Below are 25947 nucleotides of genomic sequence, written 5' to 3'. Positions count from 1 at the left end.
CTCATGAGGAGCTTCAACGTGCGGTGCGAAGGCTAAAAGTTTGGGTTGTCCTCGTCCCGCTGTTTATCATCTTCTGCCTATGGGAAACTAGAGGCGGACCCTTGGCGCCTCGCTTGGCAGGGTCGGCTATGGCTTTGTTGTTCACCGCTGGCAAAATCATGGCTTTACGAAACGCACTAAAGAGGCTGCAGCAGCCCTAAGTTGGAGGATCATTTGAACGAATCAACAGGAAGAATCGCGCTGGTAACCGGCGCGTCGCAGGGTATCGGCCGGGCATGTGCCCTTGAACTCGCCAAAGCCGGAGCAACCCTCGCCCTGGCGGCGCGAAACGCGGAAAAGCTCGAATCTGTCGCCGCCGAGATCGTAGCCGCCGGTGGCCAGGCCAAGACCTTTGCCCTCGACGTTGCGAATGAAGAGTCGATCAAGGCCTGCGCCAAGGCCGTCATCGCCGAGTTCGGCAAGGTCGAGATCCTGGTCAACAACGCCGGCATCACCAAGGACGGCCTGATGCTGCGCATGAAGCGCCAGGACTGGGACGACGTCCTCAACACCAACCTCACCGGCGCGTACCTGCTGTCGCAGGTCTGCTGCTCCTCCATGCTCAAGGCACGCTGGGGACGCATCATCAACATCACCTCGATCGTGGGCGAAGTAGGACAAGCCGGACAGATCAACTATGCCGCCTCCAAAGCCGGAATGATCGGCATGACCAAGGCCATGGCCCGCGAACTCGCCAGCCGCAGCATCACTGTCAATGCCGTCGCCCCTGGCTACATCGAGACAGCCATGACCGCCATCCTGCCCGACGAACACAAGGCAGCCATGATCGCGCAGGTCCCTCTCGGCCGCGTCGGCACGGAACAGGAAGCCGCAGCAGCAGTCGCCTTCCTGGCCTCCGAAGCTGCCAGCTACATCACCGGACACACGCTGGACGTCAACGGCGGCATGTACATGGGGTAAAGCAGAGAGTAGAGAATAGAGTGTAGAGCGTAGAGAGAACCGCTTTCGTCTACGCTCTATCCTCTACTCTCTACACTCTGCTTTACCGGTGCCGTCAAATGCACGAATCTCGCGTGGTACAAAGCTGACGATTCTTGAACTTAGCTCTTGCTACCTTCGTAAGAGATCGTTACTTTACCGCTAATGGCACATATGCAAACAGCTCTGCCGTCGGAGATGGCGGTTTCACCCGGACCAGCACCGATCAACATCGGAATGACGATTCGTGACTTTCGTCTGCAGAAGGGCATGTCGCAGGGAGACATTGAAAAACGCACAGGTCTGCTGCGTTGCTATCTCTCGCGTGTCGAAAACGGCCACACCGTGCCCTCGCTGGAGACACTGCAGAAGATCGCCGCGGCGCTTGATCTGCCGTTAAGCCAGTTCTTCGCGGAGGATTCCGTTAAGGATGTTCCGGGTATAAGCCTCAAGGAGGACGAGATCCGCTTCCTCACCCAGGTGCAGCGCTACTCTTCCAACCTCGGCGAAAGCGATCGCCGTCTGCTGCTGGCGATGGTACGAAAGTTTGCGGCCACCGCGACACTCTCGATCAGCTAATCTCTGACGTTAATTTCAGACAAGGAAAAGCCCCCGGCCACCCGGAGGCTTTTTCCTTTGGCGCAAGTATAGACCTCTATCTCCAGAGCATGCCTGTGGAGATATTGGCACAATTGTGGATTTCTAGGCAAATTTAGCCAGACCATAGCCAAACAGGCAAAGCAGGAAAGCAGCGACAGCAAACACCCATGCCTGCCGGGCGCGATAGCTCGACTTCCCCGAGGTCATACGGGGAAATAAAGGAAATCCAAGCGCCAACCCGCTGAGGAAGCCTCCGAGATGGGCTGAATTGTCGATGTGCGGCAAAGAGTCTGGGGAGAGATGCAGTCTCGCCAGTTGACCGTCTGAGAACGCCGGCAGAGCCTGGGGCAGAAGTCCAATCACCAGATTAAGCACCGCAAACCAGATTACCGAGCGCCTCAAACTGCGCAACTCTTTCCACGGCGCGGCGAGCTTGCGGTTGGAGAGCAGAACAATCAGGATTCCCGCAAGTCCAAAGATCGCCCCTGAGGCCCCGGCCACCAGGGAGTCCTGCTGCTGGGCGACACTCAAAGTGAGCGAAAGCATCATGCCCGCCGTGCCCGTCAGGAGATACACCGCAATCAATCCGGGCCGGCCCAGCAGGGGCTCGCCAAAGAGCCCCAGGTTCCACAGGCACCACATATTCAAAACAAGATGCAGGATCGTCACATGGACGAAGGTAGAGGTAATCAGCCGCCACCACTGGCCGTTCATGACATACGCGGCATCGCTTCCGCCGAAGCGGAGCAGTGTATTCACATCAAAAGAGGCGGTAAGGATCTGCCAGCTTATATGCTGCCGCATCAACGGAAGCGCAGGGCTGTACCGAAACATGATCGCGAAGACCAGAAGATTGATGCCGATCAGCAGATACGTCGCCGGATAGTCGAGCAGAGAGGAGTGCCTGTCGTCGTTGCGCCTCCGCGTTGACTCCCGCGCAGCCCTCTCCGCTTCCACGGACAGAAGCTGCCCGGTGGAGGAAGGAGTAAGGGAAGATGAATTGGGGTCGCTCAAATTTGATGCCGAAATCGCGGGGCGGTTCAGGCTGCCTGCTTGCGCAGACGATCGCGCTCTTCCGGGGAGATACGCTCGCGGAACATGGTCGACAGCATGCCCGGAATCGGCGTTGCGATGGCTACCAGCACCCAGAGCAGCAGGGAGACGAAGACGCCCGTGCAGGCAACAGCCTCCAGGCTGATCGCGATGCTGTCGGGAATCCGGGCCAGGGCAGCTCGGCCTTCGCCGTGCAGATGCACATGGACGCTGCCGCTGATGTGGCTGTAGGCCTCGATCTTGTGCATGACCAGCGCCGCCATCAGGAACGCCGCAAAGGACAGAGTAGTCGCCGCCAGGAGCAGAATATCGACCGTCCGGTGCAGGCGCTGGCGTCTCCGGCAGTAAGTGCAGCTGCGAAGATGGTCCTCGTAGTCGCCACGGAGGTCCTTGGGAATGCCTGAGATGTCATAACGCCAGCCCGAGAGGATGGCTCCGATCACCTGATCGTTACAGGTCTCGTGGCGATGGGAGCGAGGATAGGGTGCGATCGGCATTCGTGCAGTACTTTCTAGTTTAGATGAATTCAGGGAGCAGCAGGAACCACCTTTTTCTTCCGTATGTGGGAATCCGGGGTGATACCGCGCTCATTCTAAAGACAAATAGGTTCGAGAGGCGTGTCCTGGGCAGCCAGTAGCACGCGGTTGCCCAGCAGCGTCATGCGGCTGCCGATGGCCTGTTCGGCGGCCAAACGGGCAAGCTCCGGGAGATTGTTATGGGCCGAGAGATGGCCAAGCACGATGGTGTGCGCACCGCCATCGTAATCACGCATCAGAAACTCCGCGGCAGCATCATTGGAAAGATGGCCGACCCGCGAAAGCACGCGCTGCTTCACCGACCACGGATAGGGGCCATCCTTGAGCATCTCCAGGTCGTGGTTCGACTCCAGCAGCAGCACATCGACATTCCGCAGCGCCTGCTTCACGTTGGGCGGAATATATCCAAGGTCAGTCGCAATCGCCATACGGATGGACTCGTGCCGCGCATGGAAGACGAAGCCGCAAGGATCGACCGCATCGTGGGGAATCGTAAAGGGGTTTACATCGATATCGCCGATGCAGAAGTTCTGCCCCGCGCGAAAGTATTCGACCGCCGGAAGAAACGCGGCATCGGCTTTCGCCGCGGGATGAGCCTCCTCTGCTGCCGGTGATTCCTCCTCGGCCGGCTTCTCCTCCACCAGGACGTTGGCTTCCACCTGCGCAGCCACTGAAGCAGCACGGGCCTCTTTCTCCCGCTGCATCATCTCCATCCACTTGGTGTAGGACATCGTCGTTCGCGGCGTAAGCATCCGCACCCAGGCGCGATGCGTCTGCTCGGTAAAGAAGACCGGGATACGAAGCCGGCGCGCCAGCACAGCCAGACCCGAGATATGGTCTACATGCTCATGCGTGATCAGGATCGCGTTCAGCTCGGCGGGGTCTTCGCCTGCCAGGGCCATACGGCGCAGGATCTCACGGCACGAAAGGCCCGCGTCCACCAGAATGCGCGTCGAGCCTGAGGCAACTACAGTAGAGTTACCTTTCGATCCCGAAGCTAAAACTGTCATCCGCACAACTTACAGAATACGCCCGCTTTCTGTGCAAGATGAACCAAACTAGCTACGCCGGGTGACGCAACGGTGCCAGGAAGTTCACCACCGAACGCATAATGATCTCGTCGCGCTGATTGAAGACCAGGGTTCGCGAGCGCACGACACCGAAAGCAGGCCGTGAAGCCGAGTGCCGCACATTCAGAATCTCCGCCTCGGTACGCAGCGAGTCTCCGGGGCGCACAGGCTGCGTCCAGCGAATCTCCTCAACACCCGCGCCGATCATGCCACCCGCAATGTGGATGGACTCCACGCGCAGCCGCATCACGATAGCCGCTGTCAACCAGCCCGACGCCGCCAGTCCCTTGAAGAACGAGCTCTCGCCCGCCGCCTCGTCCAGGTGGAACGGCTGCGGATCGTAGCGCTCCGCAAACTCTTTGATCTCTTCCGCGGTGACCTTGTAGCTGCGGCTGGAGTTGAACTTCAGCCCCGGATGTAAATCTTCAAAGTACAATTCGTTCGACAAAGCACTTCTCCTGCAACAGTCTGCCTATGAGATGTAGTTAAGTGTAGTTCAGGTTCGTCCGATCAGAGCTTCACGGGATAGGTATAGAAGCCCTGTCCGGATTTCCGCCCCAGCCAACCGGCATCGACCATGCGCACCAGCAGCGGACACGGGCGATACTTTGGGTCACCCAGCCCGTCCTCCAGCACCCGCATGATGTCCAGGCAGACATCGAGCCCAATGAAGTCGGCCAACGTCAGCGGCCCCATCGGATGCGCCATCCCGAGCCGGAAGATCTCGTCCACCGCCTCAGCCGTCGCAACCCCTTCCATCACCGCAAAGATCGCCTCATTGATGAGCGGCATCAGCACGCGGTTGGAGACAAACCCGGCCGCATCGTTGACCGCAACCGGTGACTTCCCTGCCTCCAGCGCCAGCAGCCGCACCGTCTCGTACGTCGCGTCCGAGGTCTGCAGGCCACGAACGACTTCCACCAGCGACATGATCGGCACAGGGTTGAAGAAGTGCATGCCGATCACCTGATCGGGCCGCGTCGTGCCTCCCGCCAGCTTTGTAATCGAGATGGAGGACGTATTGGTCGCGAGAATACCTTCAGGCGCAAGCAGTGCATCGAGTTCACGAAAGATCTGCTGCTTGACCGCAAGGCGCTCGGTAGCCGCTTCCACAACCAGCGTGCAGTTGCCCAGATCGCGCAGCTTCAGAGTCGGTCTCAGGCGCGCATGGATCGCGGGCACCTCAGCCGGATCGATCTTGCCCTTGGCCGCTTCCCGATCGAGGTTCGTGCGAATCGTCGCCATTCCGCGATCGAGCGCCAACTGATTCACCTCATAGAGCACTACATCGAAACCCGCCCGCGCAAAGACATGCGCAATGCCGTTTCCCATCGTTCCAGCTCCGATAACCCCAAGACGATGCTGCGTCACATTCATGCGCTCGCTCCCTGCAAAGATGAGAGTGTAGCAAGAACCGCGAAAGTGTGGCTTCAATATCCTGCGAACCACGCACGAATCTCGCAACTCGAAACTCATCACTCGTAACTCGAAGCACAGACATCTCCTGCCAAAGTACCGCGGCCGATAATAGACTGCTTGCAGAGGCTCCCCTTTGAACCGCATCCTCCATCGTGAAAACCTCACCGCGCTGCGTTCCCTGCCGGATGCCAGCGTGCAGTTGATCTACATCGACCCGCCCTTCAACACCGGCACGACCCAGCGCCGCGCCCGCATGAAAACCGTTCGCGACGATGCGGGCGATCGCATCGGCTTCGGCGGCAAACGCTACCGCACCGAGAAGCTGGCCATCGCGCCCAACTACACCGATCGCTTCGACGATTACCTCGGCTTCCTGCGCCCGCGCATGATCGAAGCGCACCGCGTACTGTCAGCCACCGGCTCTCTCTTCTTCCATGTAGACCCGCGCGAGGTTCACTACTGCAAGATCATGCTCGACGAGGTCTTTACAACGCCGGGCGTCTCAGGCCGCGCCTGCTTTCAGAACGAGATCATCTGGGCCTACGACTACGGCGCACGCTCCACCAAACGCTGGCCCGCCAAGCACGACAACATCCTCTGGTACACCAAGGACCCGAAGGACTACACCTTCAACCTGGAAGCCAGTGACCGGATTCCCTACATGGCTCCCGGCCTCGTGGGCGCTGAAAAAGCCCGCCGCGGCAAGACGCCCACCGACGTCTGGTGGCACACCATCGTCTCGCCTACGGGCAAGGAAAAGACAGGCTACCCCACGCAGAAGCCGCTGGGCATCCTGGAACGCATCGTCCGCGTGCATTCCAACCCGGACGACACGGTACTGGACTTCTTCGCAGGCAGCGGCACCACAGGCCTCGCCGCCGCACGCAACGGCCGCAGTTACATCCTGGTAGACGAAAGCAAGGAAGCCGTAACGCTGATGAAGAAACGCCTCAAGCTACCGTTGCGCTAGAACGCCGTCCAGCTCACGGCGGTAGCACGAAATCGAGTGTGCCTGAGAGAGACCATACAGCTATGGTTTGTGCGGATGATTGCGTCTCGAACCAGCAGCTGGAAGGATGAATTCAGGAACAAGCTCCAGCTCCCACCGATACCACTGGTCGAACTCACCATAGCTGCCGCCAGTGATTCCCACGACCATGTCGAGCTCAGGCACGACAATAACAAACTGCCCGCCATTTCCTTCTGCAGCGAAGACCCGGTATGTCTTCTCACCACTCTTCAAATCGTGGATGTGCCATCCGTAGCCGTACTGATGGATTTGCCCAAGGCTGTACGTCGGCGAAAATCGTGAGTGCACCGAGGTCGACTCCGTCACCCAGCTCTTGCTGACAATTCGCTTGCCGTTCCAAATGCCCCCATCCAGGTAGAGCTGCCCCAGTTTCAACTGGTCGCGCGGACGAAGATACGCTCCCCCACCCATATACGCCTGGCCGTCGGGCATCAGGTTCAGATAATAACGGCCAAACTGCAGCGGCCTCGCAAGATTCGCTTCAAAGAACTCCGGAATCCAGCAATGTGTCGCAGCGGCAACCGCTCCCCCAACCAGGTTCAAATCCCCAGAGCAATAGATCGCGTCCTCCCCGCCCGGATTCTTCAACATCGGAAGATCAAGCGAATACTTATACCAATCCCGCTGCTGCGCGTCGCTCTGCATCCGGTCTTCGTTCCCCGGCGAGTCGTCATTGTTGTCATCGCAGGCATTTCCCGCAGTCATCGTCATCACGTCGCGCAGAGTCATCTTCTGCTTGCGGATGTCCCAGTTGGCAAACGAACTGTACTGCGCGAACAACGGGTAGATAGGCGTCTGAGGCGTCAACGTCGCTCCATGCTCTCGTGCCACTCCCACAAGCGCGGGAGCAAACGTCTTGCCTGCGGAACGCATATCGTGGACTCTTTCCTGGCTGAACCCGTAGAAATACTCCTCAAGCACCAGATGACCGTGGCGTGCGATCAGGAGACTCTGGATCTTCAGTGCGGTGCTGGTCGGGTCGGCCGTGAGAATCTGTTTTATCAGCTCTCCGATAGGTGCTGCTTCTAATCCCTCAGCCTGCATCGACGCCGTGGTCCACCCATCTCCCTCCGGGAGCGGCTTGCGATAACGCCATTCTTCCTTATCGGCCGGGGTCCTCGGGTAGAATCCGTCAGCGTCCTTTGCCGTCCGATGCGTGAACTGAAACGGCGGAAGCCAATTGACCAACTGGAGAGAAAGAGTCCCGGCCTTCTCGTCGAGCCTGCCTTCAACTTTCTTGCCATTCAATTCTAAGAAGACTCTGTCCCCCTCTTGGGTCACAACGTAAACGCGCCTTCGGAAGAAGTTCCCTTCTGGATTGCTGATCGTCGCGGTCATCTTCCCATCTTTCGAAGAGAAGATGACGTACACAGATACGCGCTGTTCGAGCGGAACTACCGTGCCGCGCCAGACAGATGGCGCGGCCGAACGCAGTTCGACGGGACTTGCATACTGCGAATCGAGGATCACGCCACCTTGCTGTATCCACTCACCGTGAACAACCTTCGCAGCCGCGTCTACGACTCCGCGAAACTCCGCGCTACCGTCAGGCAGCGTAAACCGAATCTCGTTGCCTTTCGTCTCCGCGACGACCTGATAGCCGGCGATAGAGGCGTGCCATACGCCTTTGTCTTCGTCCAGAAACAATTCACCTTGCGCGGGTACGCCAAGACGCGCCTCAGCTCCCCACACGCCAGTCAGCGGATCCATCCCTGCCGTCTGCGAAAAACCGGCCACAGGTATCAGTGCTGCAGCCAAAGCCACAAAACACCGCAGAGTATTGCGTGCGAGAGAAGAGGAAAGCGGCATCGGGTGAGCATCTCCAGATCTCAATATCATCAGATTGCTGCGACTAGTCTTGTACCAATTGAACTTCAAAGCCATCGCATCTCCGCTAAAGTAAATCTCCTGTAGGTGTAAAGCGAAGCCACGACATTTATGGCCGTTTTTCCCCAGAAAAACGGTACTGCACGCCCGATTCAACTTCCCAGTAACAGGAGATTTACTCTAAAGCTGCCTTCGATAGGCCTGTGGCGAGATTCCGAAGTGCTCCCGGAATGCATGGCTGAAGTGGCTCTGATCGAAAAAACCGGCGGCTAACGCGATCTCCGACAGCGTAAGACTCGAACTGCGCATAGAAGACAAAGCGTCACGCAGACGGCACCGTAGCCGATATTCTCCCGGCGTGCAGTGAAACACCTGGCGAAACATCCGTGCGAAGTACACCGGATGAACTCCGAGCTGCTGCGCCATCTCCCCGATCTGCAAAGAGTCGCTGCATCGTTGGTGTAAAAGTTCGCGTGCCCTGCCGATCCAGGAGGGCCCATAGGGCCGGTCCTGGGCTGGCCAGAGCTTTGCGCCAGACAGAGCGGCAAGTAACTCCCAGCCCATCGCCTCCATCGTAGCGATGCCGGCAGTTCCCGGTGAGGCGCACTCCTCCGCGAACCGCAGTGCGGTGTTGAAACCAGTACCGGAAGCAAACGCCCGGGCCGCAGTCGGCAGAACAGCCCCATTCAACGCAACTTTTAAACTCTGGTCGGAGATCGAAACTGCCAGAAAGCGACCGCTCGCTCTCACAAAGCTATCGCGATGCGTCGTCCCGGCGGGGTTGAAGATAAGCATCGGCTCCGACTTGATCCGTGCCGCACCGTCAGCACTGGAGTGATACGCTCCCGACATCACGAACACAAACGACGCGTTTTCGTGAGTGTGAAGCGGCACATCCTCCGCGCGGAGCGCAGGCGTCAGAAGCGACGCGGAAAAGCCTGGAACCTCCCGGCGAATCTGGCCGGAGCCAAAATAGACTCCATAAGGAAGGCTCGTTGCGCCGGTAAGCATATACAAGTTATACGCGTTACTCGATTCGCAACGAGCCATCCACCCTATGCCATCAACGCCTTAGGTGTTATGCGGATCGATGCTCTTGAACCCATAGGTCTCATACCGCGTCGTAAGCTTGCCACCGCGCAGCGACACCACCGTAAAGCCCTCCGCCGCACCCAGGCGAATTCCCTGCCACCAGTTGCCGCTGACCGCACCGCTGGTGATGTAAGGAACACCGTGCCACTCCACACGCTCGTTGACGTGCGTATGGCCTTGCAGAACGCCGAGCACATTATGTCCTTCGAAGAGCTGAATCACTTCGCTGGAGTTGGCCACCGTATTCCCGTGGTGCGCCGGGGGCGTCGCCGGCACTGGGGAATAGGAATCGATGGCACTGACGATGGGAATATGGCTGGTAACAATGATCGGCGTTCCGGCAGGCTGCGCCTTCAGATCGTCCGCAAGCCACTGCAACTGCGCCGCATCGATGCGGCCCTCGTACGCACGGTCGGGCGTGAGGCCGATGGAGTCCAGCACGATGAAGTGCGTGCCCTTGTGCTCGAAGCTGTAGTACAGCTTGCTGACGTGCTCTTCGTAGTACTTTTTGCCGTACTGCGGGTCCGTGGGCTCGATGCCGCTCTTGGTGTAAATGCCAAGGCAGTCGTGGTTGCCGATCGTGTGATAGACCGGCAGGCTCAGATCCTGCTGCGTCTTGTCGTAGAGGTCGAAGAGGCTGATCGAACGGGATTTAGGCACCGCAAGGCCGTCGAAGATGTGGTCTCCGCCCTGGATGGCAAAGTCAGCCTTGAATGTGCGCATCTTCTTGAACGCCATATCGCAGCCCTTGGTGGCATCGAGTTCCGGCTGAATATGCGTATCCGTCAGGAAGATAAAGTCGAAGTCCTGAGCGGAAGCAGGTTCAGCCTGGGCGACCGGCGAATGGCCGAGTGTAGCAACGGTTCCAGCAGCCCCGAGAAGGGAGAGAAAGTGACGACGATCCATAGACATAATTTCAGCTTATGAATTGAATGTTGCATTGGCGTAAATCTTGCCTTCGACTACTCCTCAAGACTCTCGTCAGGCCGGTCGGGCTGCGTTTGATACACCGCCTCCACCTGCTCCAGCGTGTCGATCTCACTGACCGGCTTGTCCCGCCGGATATGCAGGATGCGTGGAAAGCGTAGCGCAAAACCGGAGGCATGGCGCGAGGACCGCATGATGTTGTTGAAGGCCACCTCCAGCACAATCTGCGGCTCGACCGTGCGAAAGTATCCGCGATCCTCCAGCGTGTGGGCCTTAAGCCATGCGGTCATCTCCAGGATCTCCGCATCGGTCAGGCCAGAGTACGCTTTACCAACGTTCAGCAATTGGCCAGCTTGTCCCCGCACGGCAAAGGTATAGTCAGAGAGCAAACCCGCACGTTTGCCGTGACCGAACTCCGCCCCGGTAATGACCACATCCAGCGTCGCGAGTTCGCGCTTCAGCTTCACCCACGCCAGACCACGGCGTCCCGGCAGATACGCCGAGTCGGCCCGCTTCAGCATCACGCCTTCGTTCGCTCGTGCACGCGCATCCCGGTACGCCTGGTCGATGGCAGCCGCGTCCGTCACAGGTTGAGAGGGTGACAGCATCCATCGGGTCTTCTGTTCCGCAACGGGAGCCGTCTCCGAGAACAATCCAGCCTGGTCTGCCTTGCGAGTCGAGTCAGCGGCCAAAGCTGAACGCGCATGCTCGCTCCATCGCGCTACAACTTCCTCCAGAAGCATGCGCCTCCTGGTCAGCGGAAGAGGCAACAAAAGCTCGTCTCCCACAAAGAGCAGGTCGAAGGCCATGAAGACGGCTGGAATCTGCCGACGCACTTCATCGCTCACTACCTTGCGTCCGATTCTCTGCCCCATCACCGCAAACGGCAGCGCCTGCGACTTTCCAAAATCCCAGCCCAGAATCTCTCCGTCCAGAATCATGGGCTCCTCTACCTGCGCGAAGGCTTCGGCAAGCTCCGGAAAGCTCTGCGTAATGTCCTCGCGATTGCGCGAGTAGATCGCGACACGACCCGGCTGCGAGGGATCACCGCAATGCACCTGTGCCCGCATACCGTCATACTTGTCTTCCAGAAAGGCAAGCACTCCAGAACTCCCGGCAGACAGCTCTCCGCTCGCCAATGCCTCGATCTGCGCATCCTCTGCGAGCCCCTCCTCTGGCGCATCCCTCGCGACCACCTCCTGCACGGGAGCAAGATCGACAAAGTCCTCGCCAACACGCTTCTTCCGTGCCTTCTTCGGCTTCGCAACCTTCGCAGGCTTTTCCTTCGCGGGGGCTTCGGTAAATCGTTCCACCGCAGCCTCGGGGGTCTCCACCGGCGACGCCAGCATGAACCCCAGGGGATGGAACAGGGTCATGCGTGCCGCAGCCAGCGTCCCTGCAAAAGCACGCCCTACGGCACACACCAGGTCCGCCTCCAGCATGACACCATGACGTACCGCAGCCACCTCAGTGCCCGATGCCACAGCAATCGCCTCTTCAATCAACGATTGCTTCACGCCGATCCGCATATCGCCGAGCATCAGCTTCAACAGGTACTTCGCTTCCACCGCCGTAGCACGCGTCAGCAGCCCTTCCACCAGCGACGAGCGCGCAGCCGTCGTACGCGCCACAGCCATCGCGGCAAAGGCATCCGCCACATCGTCGAGTGTCAGAGTAGCCGTCGACGGGGCTTTGCCATGAGGAGCCACCAGCAGATCATGCGCCGCCGCTCCAAGATCGCCATGGCGTCGATAGGCCGCTGTGAGTTGAGCATTGTCCGCGCCTGCAACCGTCAGCACAGCTCGACTCAGCAGAGCACCACCTGCGTTCAGCTTGCGCGCATCGTTTTCCGCAAAGGGCTGGCCTGCCAGGTACAGCGCAAACCGTCCCGCGTCGGAGCTCTCCGGCGCAGCCGCATGTAAAGACGCAATCGCCTCGGCGATCGCCGCACGTTTTTTCAGGCGGCTGCCCTCCTGCGAGAGCTTCTCCGCCAACGTCGCCAGTGCCACAAAGAAAGCCATAGAACCTTCAGGTCCTCGTCCTTCAGTAGGATGCAGCAAGCCGCTGCGGGGAGAAGGGCCTTTCTTTCCAGCGGACAGCCAGAATTTCTACCCTAAACTCCAAACTGCTGCAGATGATGGTCCACATGCTTGTACATCAACCTCGCCCACTCCTCCGGCGTTAGCGGCCCCAAAAAGCTATGCGGATGCTTCGTGCACCCTGCGGGACCGTTTTCTGCGAAGCAGTCAATCATCCCCTGCAGCTTTTGCCGTTCTGTATCGAAATCGCGATCGTCATTCACAATCAGCTCTTTGTCCGTCGGCATATTGCGTCGAATCGGCTTCTCACTCATCAAGATGGATTTCGCGAGCCGCCCAAACAACCGGCCAGGCATGCTGCGCGGCGGAAAGGTTCGTCCCGCGATCATCTCGAACTGCGCAGAGAGATGGGCCAGCGCCTGGGCTGGACTCATCTCACCCCATAGCCGCTCGCTGTCAGGCCGCAGCCTCGCGATCCGGCGCTTCACCTCTTCTACCGCTGCTGCTTCAAATAAATTTCGCATGGAAATTCTCCTCGCAGTCATCTCGCTCAAGGCTTGTATGGAAAGAGAATAACGAAGCTTCGAAAGTTCTGTCTTCTGGTTAAGTGGCATGAAAGGCAGACTCACGAGTTGACGAACATCTCGCATCTCGAAACTCGCGACTCGAAGCTGAAAGCACCCATCCGAATGCCTGGAAGTTCCACCACCCTATCGTTAGCAAGCCTGGGAATGCGCCGACCTTAGCGTCCTGACTGAAGAGGATAAGGCGATCGAGCAGGAACCGGCGAAAGCCTCGAAGCAGGGTGATTTCTACCGGGACTTTTGGCCGTGCGCTTTTCAACCACGGTCTGACTAGAATAGGGTCACGACCCCAGCGAGGATATTCCAAAGCCATGCCCGCCAATGAAAACACCGAGAACAGTGTCTGGAACAATCCCGAGTATCGCCAGGACCTCGCATTCGCCAAACTCACCGAAGAGATGCTCGAACGCCTGCGTTCCTATGGCCGGGAGGAGGCCTTCCCGGCCAACGTCCCGCTGTTCACGCACGGGGAGCGGCAGGTCGATATGTACGTCGTGCTCGACGGGCAGGTCGATATCTCTCTGCCCGCAACGAATGGCGAATCCAAGGTCATAGCCCATCATCAGAGACTTGATTTCTCCGGCGAATTGAATCTTCTGACCTCACAGGGCTCGCTTGTAGAAGCGCGGACGGTTCGCGCAAGCCGCCTCCTCCGCATCCCGCGCAACGAGTTGCAGAGACTCATGCGTGCAGAAGGCGATATCGCCAATCTCATCACCTCAGCGACCATCTGGCGTCGCATCGGCATCATCGCCGAAGCGACCAGTGGAATCATCCTCATGGGACGCGCCAACGATGCGGAGACGACGCAACTACAGCGCTTCCTGATCCGCAACAGCTACCCCCACAGGATCGTTGAGGAGCCTGCCGAGGAGACCGCACAACTCGACGACCTATCCGATCACGAACCCACACCGACGCTACCTGCGGTGGTCCTCTCCGATGGCCGTATCCTGCGGCGGCCCACCATCACGCAACTTGCCGACGAACTAGGTATCACCGAGCTTCCCGACCCCGAGATGATCTACGACGTAGCAGTCGTCGGCGCCGGGCCTTCAGGGCTCGCCGCCGCCGTCTATGCGGCATCGGAGGGGCTCTGCACCATTGTGATCGAGGGCACCGCTCCCGGGGGCCAGGCAGGCACCAGTTCCAAGATTGAGAACTACCTCGGCTTTCCAACCGGGATCTCCGGCCAGCGCCTGGCGAGCCGCGCCCAGTTGCAGGCGTTGAAGTTCGGCGTACGCTTCGCCATCTCCAGGGATACGATCACGGCGGAACAGATCGATGGCATCCATAAGCTGACCCTCGCGGGTGGTATCCCGGTCTGCTCACGATCTGTCGTGGTGGCCTCCGGAGCGCAGTACCGCAAACTTTCGGTGGAGAACTACGCCCAGTATGAAAACCGTGGAATCTACTATGCGGCTACTGCGATGGAGTCCCTGCTCTGCCGCGACCATGAGGTGATCGTGGTGGGTGGTGGCAACTCAGCGGGACAAGCCGCGGTGTTTCTATCCGGCATCGCGAAACATGTGCATCACATCGTGCGTGGTAAATCGCTGGCGAACACCATGTCGCAGTATCTTATCTCGCGCATCGAAAGCTCTTCGCATATCACGCTCTATACCAACTCGGAGATCGTGAAGCTCGAAGGCGAATCGTCCCTCGACTGCGTCACCTGGATCAATCGCGGGACTGGCGAGTCGACCAGGAAGCCGATCGGAAGCGTCTTCGTGATGATCGGCGCCGAACCCAACTCCGGTTGGCTCTTCGGCACGGTACGGCTGGACAAGAAGGGCTTCATCCTCACGGGAGGCGAAGAAGGCTTTGACGGTACTCCCTACGCGACCAGCGTGCCAGGAATGTATGCCGTGGGCGATGTGCGCTCTAACTCCGTGAAGCGCGTGGCATCAGCGGTCGGCGAAGGTTCCGTGGTCATCTCGGACGTTCATCGCTACCTTGCAGATCATCGCAACAAATTCGCCGCCGAGCCGAACTCCGCGCTGGCAGCCTTGCGATCGGTAAGTGCAGCCGCTACCCCGCAAAGCTAACGCATCTCTCGTGGACTATTCAGCCAGACGCAAGCAACGCTCCAAGCCCCAAAGGGGCGATATATCCCAGCCCAGGGCAAAGCCCTGGGTTCCGTGGCGAAGAAAAGATGAGCCCTGAAAGGGCGTCCCATCGATGCTCGACGAGATCAATCTCACTTTCAGAGCTACACTTTCGTTGGGCATTGTTACTCTGACGAATAGGGCGCTGCAACCTATTGATAAAATCGCCGGATGAATTCTCCAGCAACAGCCTCGATATCCGGCAGTGCGCAAGGAACTCCTGACCAGAATCTGATTCGGGATATACGCAACGCCTCCAATCAAGCCATTGCCGCTGGCGATGCCACCAACTTCGCCGCCAGCCTGGACGAAGACTTTATGGTCGTCACCGGAAACGGAACTCTGCTCACCCGCGAGGCCTACATCGCGGCGTTCGCGAAAGACTTTGAAGCCCCGCATTCGATTCGATTTGAACGCACCGTCGATTCGATTGGAATCTCGGATCTGGTTCCACTGGCCGCCGAACACGGCCATTGGGCAGGATGCATCTCCGGCGGCCCGGCCCTTTTCGGCGGAACCTACCTGGCCATGTGGCGCAGAACGGAACACGGCTGGAAGCTGCGGTCAGAGCTGTTTATTGCACTTGCATTCAAAGATGCTGCCGCCGGAGAAAGCTATCGTCAGCGGTACGGAGCAACGCTTACAAAATCTGAGCCGTAAAGTTGGCACTCGGCGTGCGCACAGGCGATTTAGGCATAAACTAACGGCAACATTTGGGGCACAGATTTCCTACAACCGAACTATAACCTGTCACGGAGTCGACTTTGAAGCCTTTGAGTAGCTACCAAGTTCGGCCACCGGGACTTATGTTCGTGCTGGCCATATTTCTGTTTTGCATGTCCTCTTCCCTCTGTGCGCAGGAGAAGAGCAATACGGCCAGACAAAATCTTGCCCTGGTGGGTGGCCGAATCTATCCTGACCCTTTTTCCAAGCCAATCTCAGATGGCATCGTCCTGATCGAGAACGGGAAAATCACCGCCGTCGGAGCGAAAGGCAGAGTGCATGTCCCACCGGGCTTCGACACCGTGGATTGCACCGGAAAGACAATCGTCGCCGGCTTCTGGAACAGCCACGTTCATTTTACCGAGCCAAAATGGGAAGGTGCCGCAAGTCTTCCGGCCACGCAGCTCAATACGCAGCTCCAGCAAATGCTCACGCGCTATGGCTTCACTTCAGTCGTTGATACTGGTTCCGATCTGCCCAATACAGTTGCCATTCGCAAGCGAATTCAATCAGGTGATGTGATCGGGCCGCGCATCCTGACGGCCGGTTTTCCGCTGTATCCCCACGACGGTATCCCCTACTATGTGACCGAGTCTGTACCTTCAGCGTTGGTGAAACAACTTCCTCAGCCGGCCACGCCGGAAGAGGCAGTACGAGCCGTGGATGAAGACGTCGCTCAGGGAGCAGACATCATCAAGTTGTTCGTGGTCTCTATCGTCACCCGCGATGGAAAGCACACTACTTTGCCCATGTCCCTTCCGATTGTGCAGGCCGCAACCGCCGAGGCCCACCGGAAGGGCAAGCTGGTGTTCGCACACCCTTCTACTAACGAGGGCGTGGAACTGGTTCTTCAGGGCAACGTAGATGTACTCGCCCACACAACGGAAGAAGCTGTCGGGTGGACCCCAGCAATCGTTAACCGCCTGAAGGCGGCCAATGTCTCCCTGATTCCGACTCTCACTTTATTTAGTGGCGAAGATGGCCCTGACGCCAACCATCAAGGAATCCTGCAAGAGGTGAAAAGCTACTCGGATGCCGGCGGGCAGATTCTCTTCGGTACAGACATCGGCTTCATCACCGACTATCGTCTTCTTACCAGGGAATACGAGTTGCTCGGTCGTGCAGGCCTGAACTATCGGCAGGTTCTGGCGACGCTCACGACCACGCCTGCCAAGCGGCTCGGGTTCGCCGCAACAGCTGGTCGCATTACTACCGGTCAAGATGCCGATCTGGCCGTCCTTGATAGCGATCCAGCCGATGACATAACGGCATTTTCGCGCATCAAGATGACCCTGCGGCAAGGACACATCATCTATCGAGCAGAAGGTCAGTAGATAAAGCAAAGAAGTGCAGAACCAACCCTTGTCAAAGCGGGGGCGGTTGCGATCCATCTCCGTAGTGCTAAAGCATTTTCAGCGATAGTGCGAGGTAGAGATGAACCATCTCAGAAGGGGCGAATCACTTCCCTGTGATGAAGGCACGAACCTGTTTCTCCAATGGAGACGGGGCCTCATAGCCTCCTTGGACATAAGCAACTGAGCCGTCCGGGCGGACCAGGACGCTAAATGGCACCGTAGCCGACCCCATGCCGTTATTGACGCCATACGAGAGAGCGACCGCACTCTTTAAATCGCCGGACTCAAGAATCGTATATGCAGGTTTCATTCGAGTGGCGAATGTCTCCAGGCTCTTATGATCATCTTGCACCGCAATAGCGAGAACTTGAAGTTGCTGAGGGTAAGCCAGGGCTAATTTGCTCAGAATTGGCGATTCTTCCTGGCATGGCAAGCACCAGGTAGCCCAAAAGTTCAGGAGCACCCATTTGCCTCGATAGTCTTTCAAAATGACTGTCTTTCCTTGCAGCGATGGAAGGTGCAAATCGGGTGCCTCAGCACCGCTGGCAACAAGGCTCTTCTTTGCGAGCGCCTTTGGTGCTGGAACTTTCCCCTCGCCTCTGTACAGAATGAGTTCTCTACGGTATCCACCACGGACTACGGTAATCGGGAATGCTCGAACAGACGCATTATTCATGAATGCGGTCATCACCAGCGGGCCGAAGGTAGAGGCATCGTTGCCATCCACACTAACCAAAAGATCACCGGGAAGTAGACCATATTTGTTGATCACATGATCGAGCAACTCGACCTGCCAACCGCTCTTCTCCTGGATCAGTAACACCGTACTGAACTGAACTTTGGTTCCTTGTTGAGCTGTGGCAGTCCACCCCGCAGACAGAAGAACCACGCAAAAAACAAGCATACGTCGAACGCAGCGAGTGGAAAAGTCACATACCATGCTGTTGTTGTACCGATTGGGATTCAAGTTGTCTTGAATCTATTTGCAGCAGCCCGCCATGCCTGCGGCCCCAAGCCTGTCATCTGTTTCACACTGCGAGTCATATGAGGTTGGTCGGAAAAACCAAGAGAAGCTGCGATCTGTGCCAACGGCTCTCCACTCGACTCAATGGCCTTCCACGCATGGCGTGAGCGTGTCCTCGCTCTAAATACTGACGGAGAGATCCCAAATACCTGCATAAAACCCCGCGATATCGCCCAAGGGCTGAGCCCGTTCATCTCACCCCAGCGAGATAAATTCAGAGATGGACGTTGAATTAAGGCTACCGCTAACTCATCCGGCCAGTCTGCATGTATTACCTTCCGCACTATAGCTGTCGAGAGCAGAAGATCTGCTGCTTGCGTTTGATTTGTTTCCGCAGTTTGAATAACGAAGTCGAGGTCCGGAACATTCGCCAGGCCTGGCGAGAACGAATGCCCTATAGGCAAAGGCAAATTAACTACTACGGCTCCCGAATCTGGAAAACGGTTTAGGTGAGCTTCAAAACGATCGTGTAAGACAACATCACCGGCCTCTACCCAAAATCGCCCTTGATCTCCAGCCTCTTCGTAACCACCAGAGAGAACAATCGCCGCGTAAGCGTGCTGATGGCTGTGGCGACTGAAAACAGAAGAGCGGATTGTCTGCCACATGCGCATAGTTGTCCCCTTGAATACAGTATGCCTCTCCGCCAAGACGTAACCCATCGTCACGCTTCAGATCGCAAGATTTGTACACTTGCGCAGGCACATCAATGACGCGAAGGGTGTTTCTCGTCACCTATCGCCCTCGATGGGCTCGATACCAAGAACCAGCAGGATCGCCTCCGTCACGAAACCTTTTCGTAGGGGTCCTTGCATGCTTGTTCCTTGTAAAGAAAGACCGGTCGTCAACGCCATAATGATGTCGGCAAGATCTTTCGGGTCAGAGGGTGGCTTTCGATCAAGCTTGGCAAACAGTTTCGTAACCAATCCAGCCATAGTATCCCGGTGAGTGCGGTGCAGCTTGGCATAGGTCTTAGCAAATGACTTATCGCGGCAGGCTTGCAACTGAAACTCCGCAGAAAGTAAACCGAAGTCGAAATCAGAACCACGGATGGTTTCAGAGTTGCGGATTTGCGAGAGAAGCTCCGGCGCGGGAATGTCCTGCGCAAGAAGCTGAGCCAGGGCTTCAATCTCGCGCCGCTTATGGGCGTCGAGAAGTTCCAGAAAGATAGCTTCTTTGCTCTCAAAATTGGAGTAGAACGCTCCCTTGGAGTAGCCCGCACTCTCCGCGATCAAATCAACCGATGCCCCTTCATAGCCGCCCCGTGCAAACAATTGCGCTGCGGAATCCAGAAGCCTCGTCCTGGTTTCGAGCCGGCTCTCCTGCCGGGTCAATCTCTGCTTCATCGCTTTAGCCACGTTTCCAGCATAGCGCACGAAAACTATTTGCAACTCAAATACCGTTCGGTATATCTATACTGAATAGGATGTATAGAAAACAACGAACACGAGGATCAGCAGCTAATGGCTAAAACAATTTTGATAACCGGCGCCTCCAGCGGTATCGGACGAGCTACCGCGCTATATTTCGCCGAAAAGGGCTGGAATGTCGCAGCAACCCTGCGCGACCCGCTCAAGGCCGACCCCATTCTTCAGCATCCGCCAATCAGCCTGTTCGCTCTGGATGTAACGAATGCGGATTCCATCGCACAGGCGATCTCCGATACATTGAGCCGCTATCAAAAGATCGATGTGCTGCTGAACAACGCAGGCTACGGACTGTTCGGCCCGGTGGAAGCTCTGGGCAGTCAGCAAATCCAGCAGCAATTTGCAACGAATCTCTTCGGCCTGATCTCGGTCACGCAGCAGGTTCTTCCCATCATGCGGGCCGCGGGCGAAGGTTTGATCCTCAATGTCTCTTCCATCGTTGGCCGCATGGCGCTTCCTTACGCGTCGTCTTATGTCGCGACAAAATTCGCAGTGGAAGGGGTAAGCGAATCGATGCGCTATGAGTTGGAGCCGTTTCATATCCGGGTCAAGCTAATCGAACCCGGCAGCATCAGCACCGAGTTCGGCAAAGGCAGCATGCAAATGGCGGTAAGTGACCCTTATCGAGAAAGCATGAACAAGTTCCTGAATGTATTCACGAAAAGCAGCTCTAGAGCAGCCAGGCCGGAGGAAGTTGCGAAGATCATCTACCGTGCTGCGAACGATTCGAGCAATCGATTACGTTACCTCGCCAAACCCGGCCCATTTTTTTGGATGAATCGAATTCTGCCGGATGCGATTTGGCGCCCGTTGCTGGTGAAAGTCATGGTGAAGTAGCGCTCGTATGACTCCAGACACCCTCTACAGACTCGCTCCCCCCTTAATCGCCCTGCAGCTCGCCGCCTTCGGGTGGCGAGTGAATCGAGAGCTCAACCTCGGCCACGCTGAGAGGGAAGCCTTCGTTCTCATACCGGACGTGCTCAACGTTATGAGTTTGCTCGCTGCGGTAATTTGCCTGATCGTACTCCCCATCGCAACAGACACGTACCTCTGGCTCTCGCGAGTAGTCCTGGCCGCCGGTTATGTGTTAATAGTCTTCCATCCACTCACGACGGCGGCTCATTATCGCCTTTGGAGCAGAGAAGGCATTCGCAAACATGCCGGAAATGGCAAAGATTACCCATACGCGACTACCGAAGAGCTTGCTTCATCGTCGCTGTCCGTTGTCATAGCGGTCTTGGCTGCCGCCTATATCGGAACGCACTAGATGGGGTAGAGTTTTGCAACGTTGCCAAGCCAATTGCGTACTCCTGATTAGGAGCGATAAGTTGGCATTTGGAAGCAGCCTAGATTTTTTGGGGGCCTTCTTTTATCCCGCTATCACCGGACCGACGATAGCTCTGCGTTGCTCTTCTGTTCCCATCGGGTGATCAGAACTACGACGACAACGCAAAGGATTAATGCACGGAGTGGATAGACCATTGCGAGATAGTCATGTCGGCCGGTGATGTCTACAACAATTCCGATCAGAGCGATGATCACGTTAATACCCCACTTTTCCATCGGCTCGGGCGACGGCCCTGACTTCCAGCGCCAAAGGCTTTCGATTGTCGGCAGGTAAGCGATAGACATGACCGACTGAAATCCGATAAAACCTATCCATCCGGTTTTGGTAACCATCCAGGCTACGGCTGCTACGCATGAAATCCCAAGCGAGACCAGCTCATTTCGAGTGAACTGGATCTTTCGCCCCCACTGTTCGATCACAAGCGCTAACAGGATCACAGTGACTTGGAGGCTGTCCGCCGCGTTGAGCGCAGCTTTGATGAGGCTATGATCGTTCCCGGCAAGATACGATGCCAGACTCATGACGACCCCTATTTCGAAGATCAGCCATGTAGCGATTCGGGGAGAAATCTCTTTACGGATAAGCTTCGTACAGTAGCGAGCGCCCACGTAGAAAACGAGCAGAACGACTGTGATGGCCGCGAAGGTTGATACGTTCATTCGATCGGAGTCTCCTTACGCCACGGCAGCACGTCGCTGTAGCTCTAGGATAGTTCCCCGGAAGTCGGCATTTAGGAAGTACTGCATCCTTATGGCAACAATTGACCTCTCCTTGTAGTGGCAATCCCTCCACACGACTTGCAGGAGCAATCGATTCCATTGACAGGCCTTGCAACACTGCGCTCTCTTATAAGCTTGAGATCAGGTCGTTCAGTATTTGGTGTTTGCGCTGCTCTTTCATATTCGCTATATTCGGCATATGTCGAATATAGCGAATATACGGGAGAGAGAGAATCGCCAACATTTCATTCGGGATATTGCCAGGATCCTCGTTTCAGCCGGAGTTCCAGAGGCTGCGGCGCGGCTATACGGATATCTGCTGCTGAGTGAAAGCCCAGTCAGCCTGGATGATATTGTTGCCGAACTCGAAGTCAGTAAGAGCACCGCAAGCGTAGCAGCGCGGCTATTGGAGACGTTTACACTTGCGCGCCGTCAGAGCCAGCGTGGTACGCGCAGCATTTTGTACGAGGCTTCGGATGATTTCGACGGCATTCTCAAGGGCCAAATGCGGTATATGGGGCAATTGACTGAACTCCTCAGACAGGGCGCTCGCAAGACCAGCAGCAAAGCGGCACGCAATCGACTGGATGTCATGGCCGACTTCTACTTGCTGAATCGCAATGCATTGGAGTTAGCACTGCAGGAATGGGCTGCGCGCAAGTAGTAGAAACCCTTACGAACTGCTGTGACACTCAACGGAGCGGAGCGAACCATCGAGAATGGTGAAGTTTGCAAACGGTATCAAGAGTGAAAGAGATCACAGGCATCCCTCCTCTAGTCGACTAAGTCTCCACAATGGGATTCAAAACACGGAAAGGCTGGCATGATTTTAAACAACCAGAGAATTCAGGTCACTAGCGAAAACACAACCGCAGCCGGGAAATATCTTGTGGGCAGTGAAACCTCGGTGTTTTCGATATCGGATCTGCGAATTCCCGTCTGGTCGATCTTCGCGACGCTGGGGCTTGGTCTTCTGGTTCTATTGCCGGGCGGCTTCGTATATATGTGGGTCGCACGACACATCAGCACCGAAACCAGTAATACGATGCCGTGGTTGGGTGGCTATATTGACCATGCGGTCATGCTGGTCATTGCACTGGTGCTGTCCGCTTGGTTGAGCAAAGGCCGGCTTGCTGAGTATGGACTGCGATGGCCGCAAGGCAAGAGTTACGTGCTGCCTGCGCTGGTCTGGGGCACTTTGTTCGGGGTGTTGATGACGGCGGTAGACTATTTCCCGCAGATACTGAAACGTATTCCTCCGCCGGAGCATCTTTCACTAACTCCTTTAAGCCTGATTGGATGGCTTGGCGCGTATGGGATCGTTGTTGGGTTCACTGAAGAAATTCCGTTCCGCGGTTTGCTCCAAACATTCCTCATGCGACACACCTCAGGTCGAATACGTTGTGGGAAGTTCGACATGCACGTGGCTGGAGTGATCCTGGCGCTATTGTTTGCACTTGCTCACATCACCAGTTTCTGGCAGGGAAACGTTTGGCTAGCCGTTGGCCAGCAATCTTACGGCTTTGTGCTCGGCATCGTGTATGCCTATTGGCGCGAAAAGTCTGGCAGCTTGTTAGCGCCCATTCTCGGGCACAACATAAGTGACGGAATTGAGTACGCCTTGCTGTTTTTGATGACTTGGTTATGGCGCTAGCAAAGGAGCATACAAGCTTCGTTTCCAGAAGCAGCGCGCTAAATCAAGTTAGGGTTCGCGCACTATTCCAACATTCTGAAGGCATGAATCGGCTGGCGAGCTTCTCTAGTCCACTCACTGCGTCGGCAGCAATCCAAACACAGCCACCCCGTTTTGCGTGCCGACATACACCTTCCCGTTTACGATCACCGGCGCAATAAACTTGTTGCCGTTCCCAAAGCTGTCGCGCCCATTCGCAGCCTGGCCGCTGTTGTACAACTCATGCGCCAGGTTCGCCGGATCGTAGGCATGCAGCACCCCCGGCATCGTCAAGCCCGACTCCAGCGCCCACACAATCCCATTTTGCGTCCCATTCGCCGAGATCGTTGGCGTCGGCCCCGGATGTTGGAAGATCACCGATGTCTTGCTCGAAGGGCTCGTCGCCATGTCCGCATTCGTCAATGGAAACGCCTTCAGCACATCGCCGTCAGCCGCGTAGTACACGACCCCATTGAAGTATGCTGGCGTCGAGTACACCAGCCCCGCCATCGCACCCGGAATCTCCTGATAAATATTGCTGTCCATCGGAGCGCTCGCCTGATTGAACTTGCCCATGTTGTCCCTGTCGGCCAGATAGATATTCTTATCCTTGCCCGCACCCACAATCAGGTGATGCACCCCGCCTCGCGCATCCATCTGGTCAGGCAGCAGCATCTCCCCACCCGATCCCAGGTCAAGGTCCTCACTCGACTCCGCGCTCCCGTTATAGGTCTCGAAGTAGTCCACCACCGCCAGCTTCCCACTCGCGGTCGAAAGCTTCACCATCGCATTCCCGTAGTCGCCCTGCGTCGGAAATCCGGTCGACGTCAGCGTCGTGTCAAACGTCCCATTCGCATCCAGCAGATAGATGAATCCGCTGCTGTCTGCAGCCATTCCATTGCCGCTCATCCATATCGAACCCTCGTGCCCATTCGGCACAAGGTTCAACAACTGCGTCTGCAGCAGCGTCGATTCGCTATACCCCATTACCCATCCCGTATACAAACCCACATCGCAGTGCGACGTCCAGCCCGTGTAGATTGTGCCGTTCACCAGGAGCAGCGCTGCCCGCTCCGCATACTGAGAAGGATCGAAGACCACGTTCCCGTTCTGGCTGTTGTCTCCCGTTCCCGGATAGCTCGCGGCAATCTCCGTTGGCGTGCTTAGATCCGCACCTGTCGTCAGGTCCAGCGCATGCAGCCGATGGTGGTATCCCCCACCCGCATCCTTGGTCATGCCAATCGTAAACAGAGTCCCATTCGACCCCTGCTTGCGATCGATCACCGGCGTCGAAGTGATCCCGATCTCCGGTGTAATCTGCGAACAACCATGATCGTCGCTCGTCGTCTCGCCGCTTCCAAGGATCGACGTCATCCATAGCTGCGTGCCCGTATCCGCGTCGAACGCATACACGCTGTCATGCTCCGTCGCCACGTACAGCACATTGTGCAGCTGTCCACGTATCGATACATTCGCAAGATATAGCGGCTGCGCATCCACCTTGCCGTCGACCGTATCGAATCCGATCTTGCCGAACTGCGTGGAGTTCACATTGCCCTGCGTCAGAATCGTCTCCTGCGCATTCAGTCCATCCCGTGCAAGGTCATAGTGGAACGTCGTCACATCCGGCGCGTTCGTCAAAGCGACACCCTGCACCGTCAAAGCCAGTGACGCAGTATGGACGATGCTGCCCGACGTTCCCGTAAAGGTCACCGTAGCCGTAGACGGCATCACACTCAGCGCCGCCGTCAGAACGGTGCTCTGCGCCGTCCCTGGAACAAGACTCAGCGTCGCAGGATTCGCAGTCACACCCGCAGGCAGCCCCTTAAGTGCAACCGCCACAGTGCTACTGAACCCATTCACGGCGCTTGCAGTCACACTCACCGGTACACCCGTCGCCCCACCCACCACGGTCAGCGATGCAGGCGCCAGCGTCAGCGTAAAGTCCGGTGGCGGCGCGGAGATCGTCGCCATCACCGTCGAGGTGTGCGTCAACGCCCCCGAACTCCCTGTCAGCGTAAGCGTAGCGTTCCCTGCCATTGCGCTCGCTGCGGCAGTTATGATCACACTCTGTGCCATCCCCGGGGTCAGCGTAAGCGTAGCCGGCTGCGCAGTCACTCCCGACGGCAGTCCCGTAATCGCGACCGCCACCATGCCACTAAAGCCGTTCGCAGCAGTCGCCGTCACACTCACCTGCTGCCCCGTCGCACCCGGCACAAGCGTGATCGCCACAGGCGTAGACGAGAGGGAAAAGTCTGCCGCAGCTTTTTTGCCGCCACAGGACGTCAAGGCTGCGCAAAGGACAATCAAACCGAGTCCAGCACTAAATCCAGTACGGAACCAACGAGCAAGGCACCCACGCATGACCTTCGAGACAGGACCCATAACCACTCTCCCAATCCACTAGCCAAACATC

General features: G+C 57.1%; 25 protein-coding genes. 10 read left to right on the top strand and 15 right to left on the bottom strand.

The window, feature by feature from the left end; genetic code table 11:
• Positions 1–213 precede the first annotated feature (213 nt).
• The gene (fabG, locus tag ACIX8_RS10280) at positions 214–960 is read left to right on the top strand and encodes a 3-oxoacyl-[acyl-carrier-protein] reductase (RefSeq protein WP_014265275.1); all 747 of its coding nucleotides are present in this window, start codon (positions 214–216) and stop codon (positions 958–960) included.
• 183 nt (positions 961–1143) lie between these two features.
• The gene (locus tag ACIX8_RS10275; RefSeq protein WP_014265274.1) at positions 1144–1557 is read left to right on the top strand and encodes a helix-turn-helix domain-containing protein; all 414 of its coding nucleotides are present in this window, start codon (positions 1144–1146) and stop codon (positions 1555–1557) included.
• A 123-nt stretch (positions 1558–1680) separates the two neighbouring features.
• Here the strand turns inward: ACIX8_RS10275 and ACIX8_RS10270 are convergent, their stop codons facing one another.
• From ACIX8_RS10270 to ACIX8_RS10250, 5 genes are all read right to left on the bottom strand, one after another.
• Positions 1681–2592, bottom strand: coding sequence for a rhomboid family intramembrane serine protease (locus tag ACIX8_RS10270; RefSeq protein ID WP_223295507.1), 912 nt, complete (start codon positions 2590–2592; stop codon positions 1681–1683).
• Between the two features lie 26 nt (positions 2593–2618).
• Positions 2619–3128, bottom strand: a complete 510-nt coding sequence (locus tag ACIX8_RS10265) for a hypothetical protein (RefSeq protein WP_014265272.1) — start codon at positions 3126–3128, stop codon at positions 2619–2621.
• 95 nt (positions 3129–3223) lie between these two features.
• The gene (locus ACIX8_RS10260) at positions 3224–4177 is read right to left on the bottom strand and encodes an MBL fold metallo-hydrolase (RefSeq protein ID WP_014265271.1); all 954 of its coding nucleotides are present in this window, start codon (positions 4175–4177) and stop codon (positions 3224–3226) included.
• A gap of 52 nt (positions 4178–4229) precedes the next feature.
• Complete coding sequence (locus ACIX8_RS10255; protein ID WP_014265270.1) at positions 4230–4685, bottom strand: MaoC family dehydratase; 456 nt, start codon at positions 4683–4685, stop codon at positions 4230–4232.
• A 62-nt stretch (positions 4686–4747) separates the two neighbouring features.
• Complete coding sequence (locus ACIX8_RS10250; RefSeq protein WP_014265269.1) at positions 4748–5614, bottom strand: 3-hydroxybutyryl-CoA dehydrogenase; 867 nt, start codon at positions 5612–5614, stop codon at positions 4748–4750.
• A 175-nt stretch (positions 5615–5789) separates the two neighbouring features.
• On the opposite strand from ACIX8_RS10250, the gene ACIX8_RS10245 reads away from it, so the two are divergent.
• Positions 5790–6626 carry a DNA-methyltransferase gene (locus tag ACIX8_RS10245; protein WP_014265268.1) on the top strand — a complete coding sequence of 279 codons (837 nt, stop codon included), beginning with the start codon at positions 5790–5792 and terminating at the stop codon, positions 6624–6626.
• Positions 6627–6686: 60 nt separating this feature from the next.
• On the opposite strand, the gene ACIX8_RS10240 is transcribed toward ACIX8_RS10245, so the two are convergent.
• The 5 genes from ACIX8_RS10240 to ACIX8_RS10220 all read right to left on the bottom strand — a co-directional run bounded on the left by ACIX8_RS10240 (position 6687) and on the right by ACIX8_RS10220 (position 13095).
• A complete protein-coding gene (locus ACIX8_RS10240; protein ID WP_052310592.1) occupies positions 6687–8495 on the bottom strand; it encodes a serine hydrolase domain-containing protein in 1809 nt (602 codons plus the stop codon).
• 198 nt (positions 8496–8693) lie between these two features.
• Positions 8694–9524 carry a helix-turn-helix domain-containing protein gene (locus ACIX8_RS10235; protein ID WP_044176522.1) on the bottom strand — a complete coding sequence of 277 codons (831 nt, stop codon included), beginning with the start codon at positions 9522–9524 and terminating at the stop codon, positions 8694–8696.
• A 60-nt stretch (positions 9525–9584) separates the two neighbouring features.
• Complete coding sequence (locus tag ACIX8_RS10230) at positions 9585–10511, bottom strand: metallophosphoesterase family protein (RefSeq protein WP_014265265.1); 927 nt, start codon at positions 10509–10511, stop codon at positions 9585–9587.
• A 56-nt stretch (positions 10512–10567) separates the two neighbouring features.
• Complete coding sequence (locus tag ACIX8_RS10225) at positions 10568–12553, bottom strand: ATP-dependent DNA ligase (RefSeq protein WP_014265264.1); 1986 nt, start codon at positions 12551–12553, stop codon at positions 10568–10570.
• A 92-nt stretch (positions 12554–12645) separates the two neighbouring features.
• Positions 12646–13095 (bottom strand): DUF1569 domain-containing protein, encoded by a 450-nt coding sequence (locus tag ACIX8_RS10220; protein ID WP_014265263.1) that lies wholly within the window; start codon positions 13093–13095, stop codon positions 12646–12648.
• A 371-nt stretch (positions 13096–13466) separates the two neighbouring features.
• Between ACIX8_RS10220 and ACIX8_RS10215 the strand changes: the two genes are divergently transcribed.
• From ACIX8_RS10215 to ACIX8_RS10205, 3 genes are all read left to right on the top strand, one after another.
• The gene (locus ACIX8_RS10215) at positions 13467–15203 is read left to right on the top strand and encodes an FAD-dependent oxidoreductase (RefSeq protein WP_014265262.1); all 1737 of its coding nucleotides are present in this window, start codon (positions 13467–13469) and stop codon (positions 15201–15203) included.
• 231 nt (positions 15204–15434) lie between these two features.
• Entirely contained in the window at positions 15435–15923 is a 489-nt protein-coding gene (locus tag ACIX8_RS10210; RefSeq protein ID WP_014265261.1) for a nuclear transport factor 2 family protein, read from the top strand.
• 176 nt (positions 15924–16099) lie between these two features.
• On the top strand, positions 16100–17320 hold the full coding sequence (locus tag ACIX8_RS10205) for an amidohydrolase family protein (RefSeq protein ID WP_044178323.1): 1221 nt from the start codon (positions 16100–16102) through the stop codon (positions 17318–17320).
• Between the two features lie 124 nt (positions 17321–17444).
• Here ACIX8_RS10205 and ACIX8_RS10200 read toward each other — a convergent pair whose 3' ends face one another.
• From ACIX8_RS10200 to ACIX8_RS10190, 3 genes are all read right to left on the bottom strand, one after another.
• Complete coding sequence (locus ACIX8_RS10200) at positions 17445–18164, bottom strand: TlpA family protein disulfide reductase (RefSeq protein WP_190273764.1); 720 nt, start codon at positions 18162–18164, stop codon at positions 17445–17447.
• A 140-nt stretch (positions 18165–18304) separates the two neighbouring features.
• Complete coding sequence (locus ACIX8_RS10195) at positions 18305–18973, bottom strand: helix-turn-helix domain-containing protein (RefSeq protein WP_190273763.1); 669 nt, start codon at positions 18971–18973, stop codon at positions 18305–18307.
• Positions 18974–19096: 123 nt separating this feature from the next.
• Complete coding sequence (locus tag ACIX8_RS10190; RefSeq protein ID WP_223295506.1) at positions 19097–19723, bottom strand: TetR/AcrR family transcriptional regulator; 627 nt, start codon at positions 19721–19723, stop codon at positions 19097–19099.
• Between the two features lie 105 nt (positions 19724–19828).
• Between ACIX8_RS10190 and ACIX8_RS10185 the strand changes: the two genes are divergently transcribed.
• Together ACIX8_RS10185 and ACIX8_RS10180 are read left to right on the top strand one after the other, a co-directional pair.
• Entirely contained in the window at positions 19829–20629 is an 801-nt protein-coding gene (locus tag ACIX8_RS10185) for an SDR family oxidoreductase (RefSeq protein WP_014265256.1), read from the top strand.
• A 7-nt stretch (positions 20630–20636) separates the two neighbouring features.
• Complete coding sequence (locus ACIX8_RS10180) at positions 20637–21059, top strand: hypothetical protein (RefSeq protein ID WP_014265255.1); 423 nt, start codon at positions 20637–20639, stop codon at positions 21057–21059.
• Between the two features lie 113 nt (positions 21060–21172).
• On the opposite strand, the gene ACIX8_RS10175 is transcribed toward ACIX8_RS10180, so the two are convergent.
• Positions 21173–21799 (bottom strand): hypothetical protein, encoded by a 627-nt coding sequence (locus ACIX8_RS10175; protein ID WP_014265254.1) that lies wholly within the window; start codon positions 21797–21799, stop codon positions 21173–21175.
• Positions 21800–22019: 220 nt separating this feature from the next.
• On the opposite strand from ACIX8_RS10175, the gene ACIX8_RS10170 reads away from it, so the two are divergent.
• Both ACIX8_RS10170 and ACIX8_RS10165 read left to right on the top strand, forming a co-directional pair.
• On the top strand, positions 22020–22523 hold the full coding sequence (locus ACIX8_RS10170) for a GbsR/MarR family transcriptional regulator (protein ID WP_014265253.1): 504 nt from the start codon (positions 22020–22022) through the stop codon (positions 22521–22523).
• Positions 22524–22682: 159 nt separating this feature from the next.
• The gene (locus tag ACIX8_RS10165) at positions 22683–23513 is read left to right on the top strand and encodes a CPBP family intramembrane glutamic endopeptidase (RefSeq protein WP_014265252.1); all 831 of its coding nucleotides are present in this window, start codon (positions 22683–22685) and stop codon (positions 23511–23513) included.
• Between the two features lie 114 nt (positions 23514–23627).
• Here ACIX8_RS10165 and ACIX8_RS10160 read toward each other — a convergent pair whose 3' ends face one another.
• The gene (locus tag ACIX8_RS10160; protein WP_014265251.1) at positions 23628–25916 is read right to left on the bottom strand and encodes a PQQ-binding-like beta-propeller repeat protein; all 2289 of its coding nucleotides are present in this window, start codon (positions 25914–25916) and stop codon (positions 23628–23630) included.
• Positions 25917–25947: the final 31 nt, after the last annotated feature.

The sequence above is a fragment of the Granulicella mallensis MP5ACTX8 genome (genome assembly GCF_000178955.2).
Taxonomy (GTDB): domain Bacteria; phylum Acidobacteriota; class Terriglobia; order Terriglobales; family Acidobacteriaceae; genus Granulicella; species Granulicella mallensis.
This window is presented reverse-complemented; position numbering and strand designations above follow the sequence as displayed.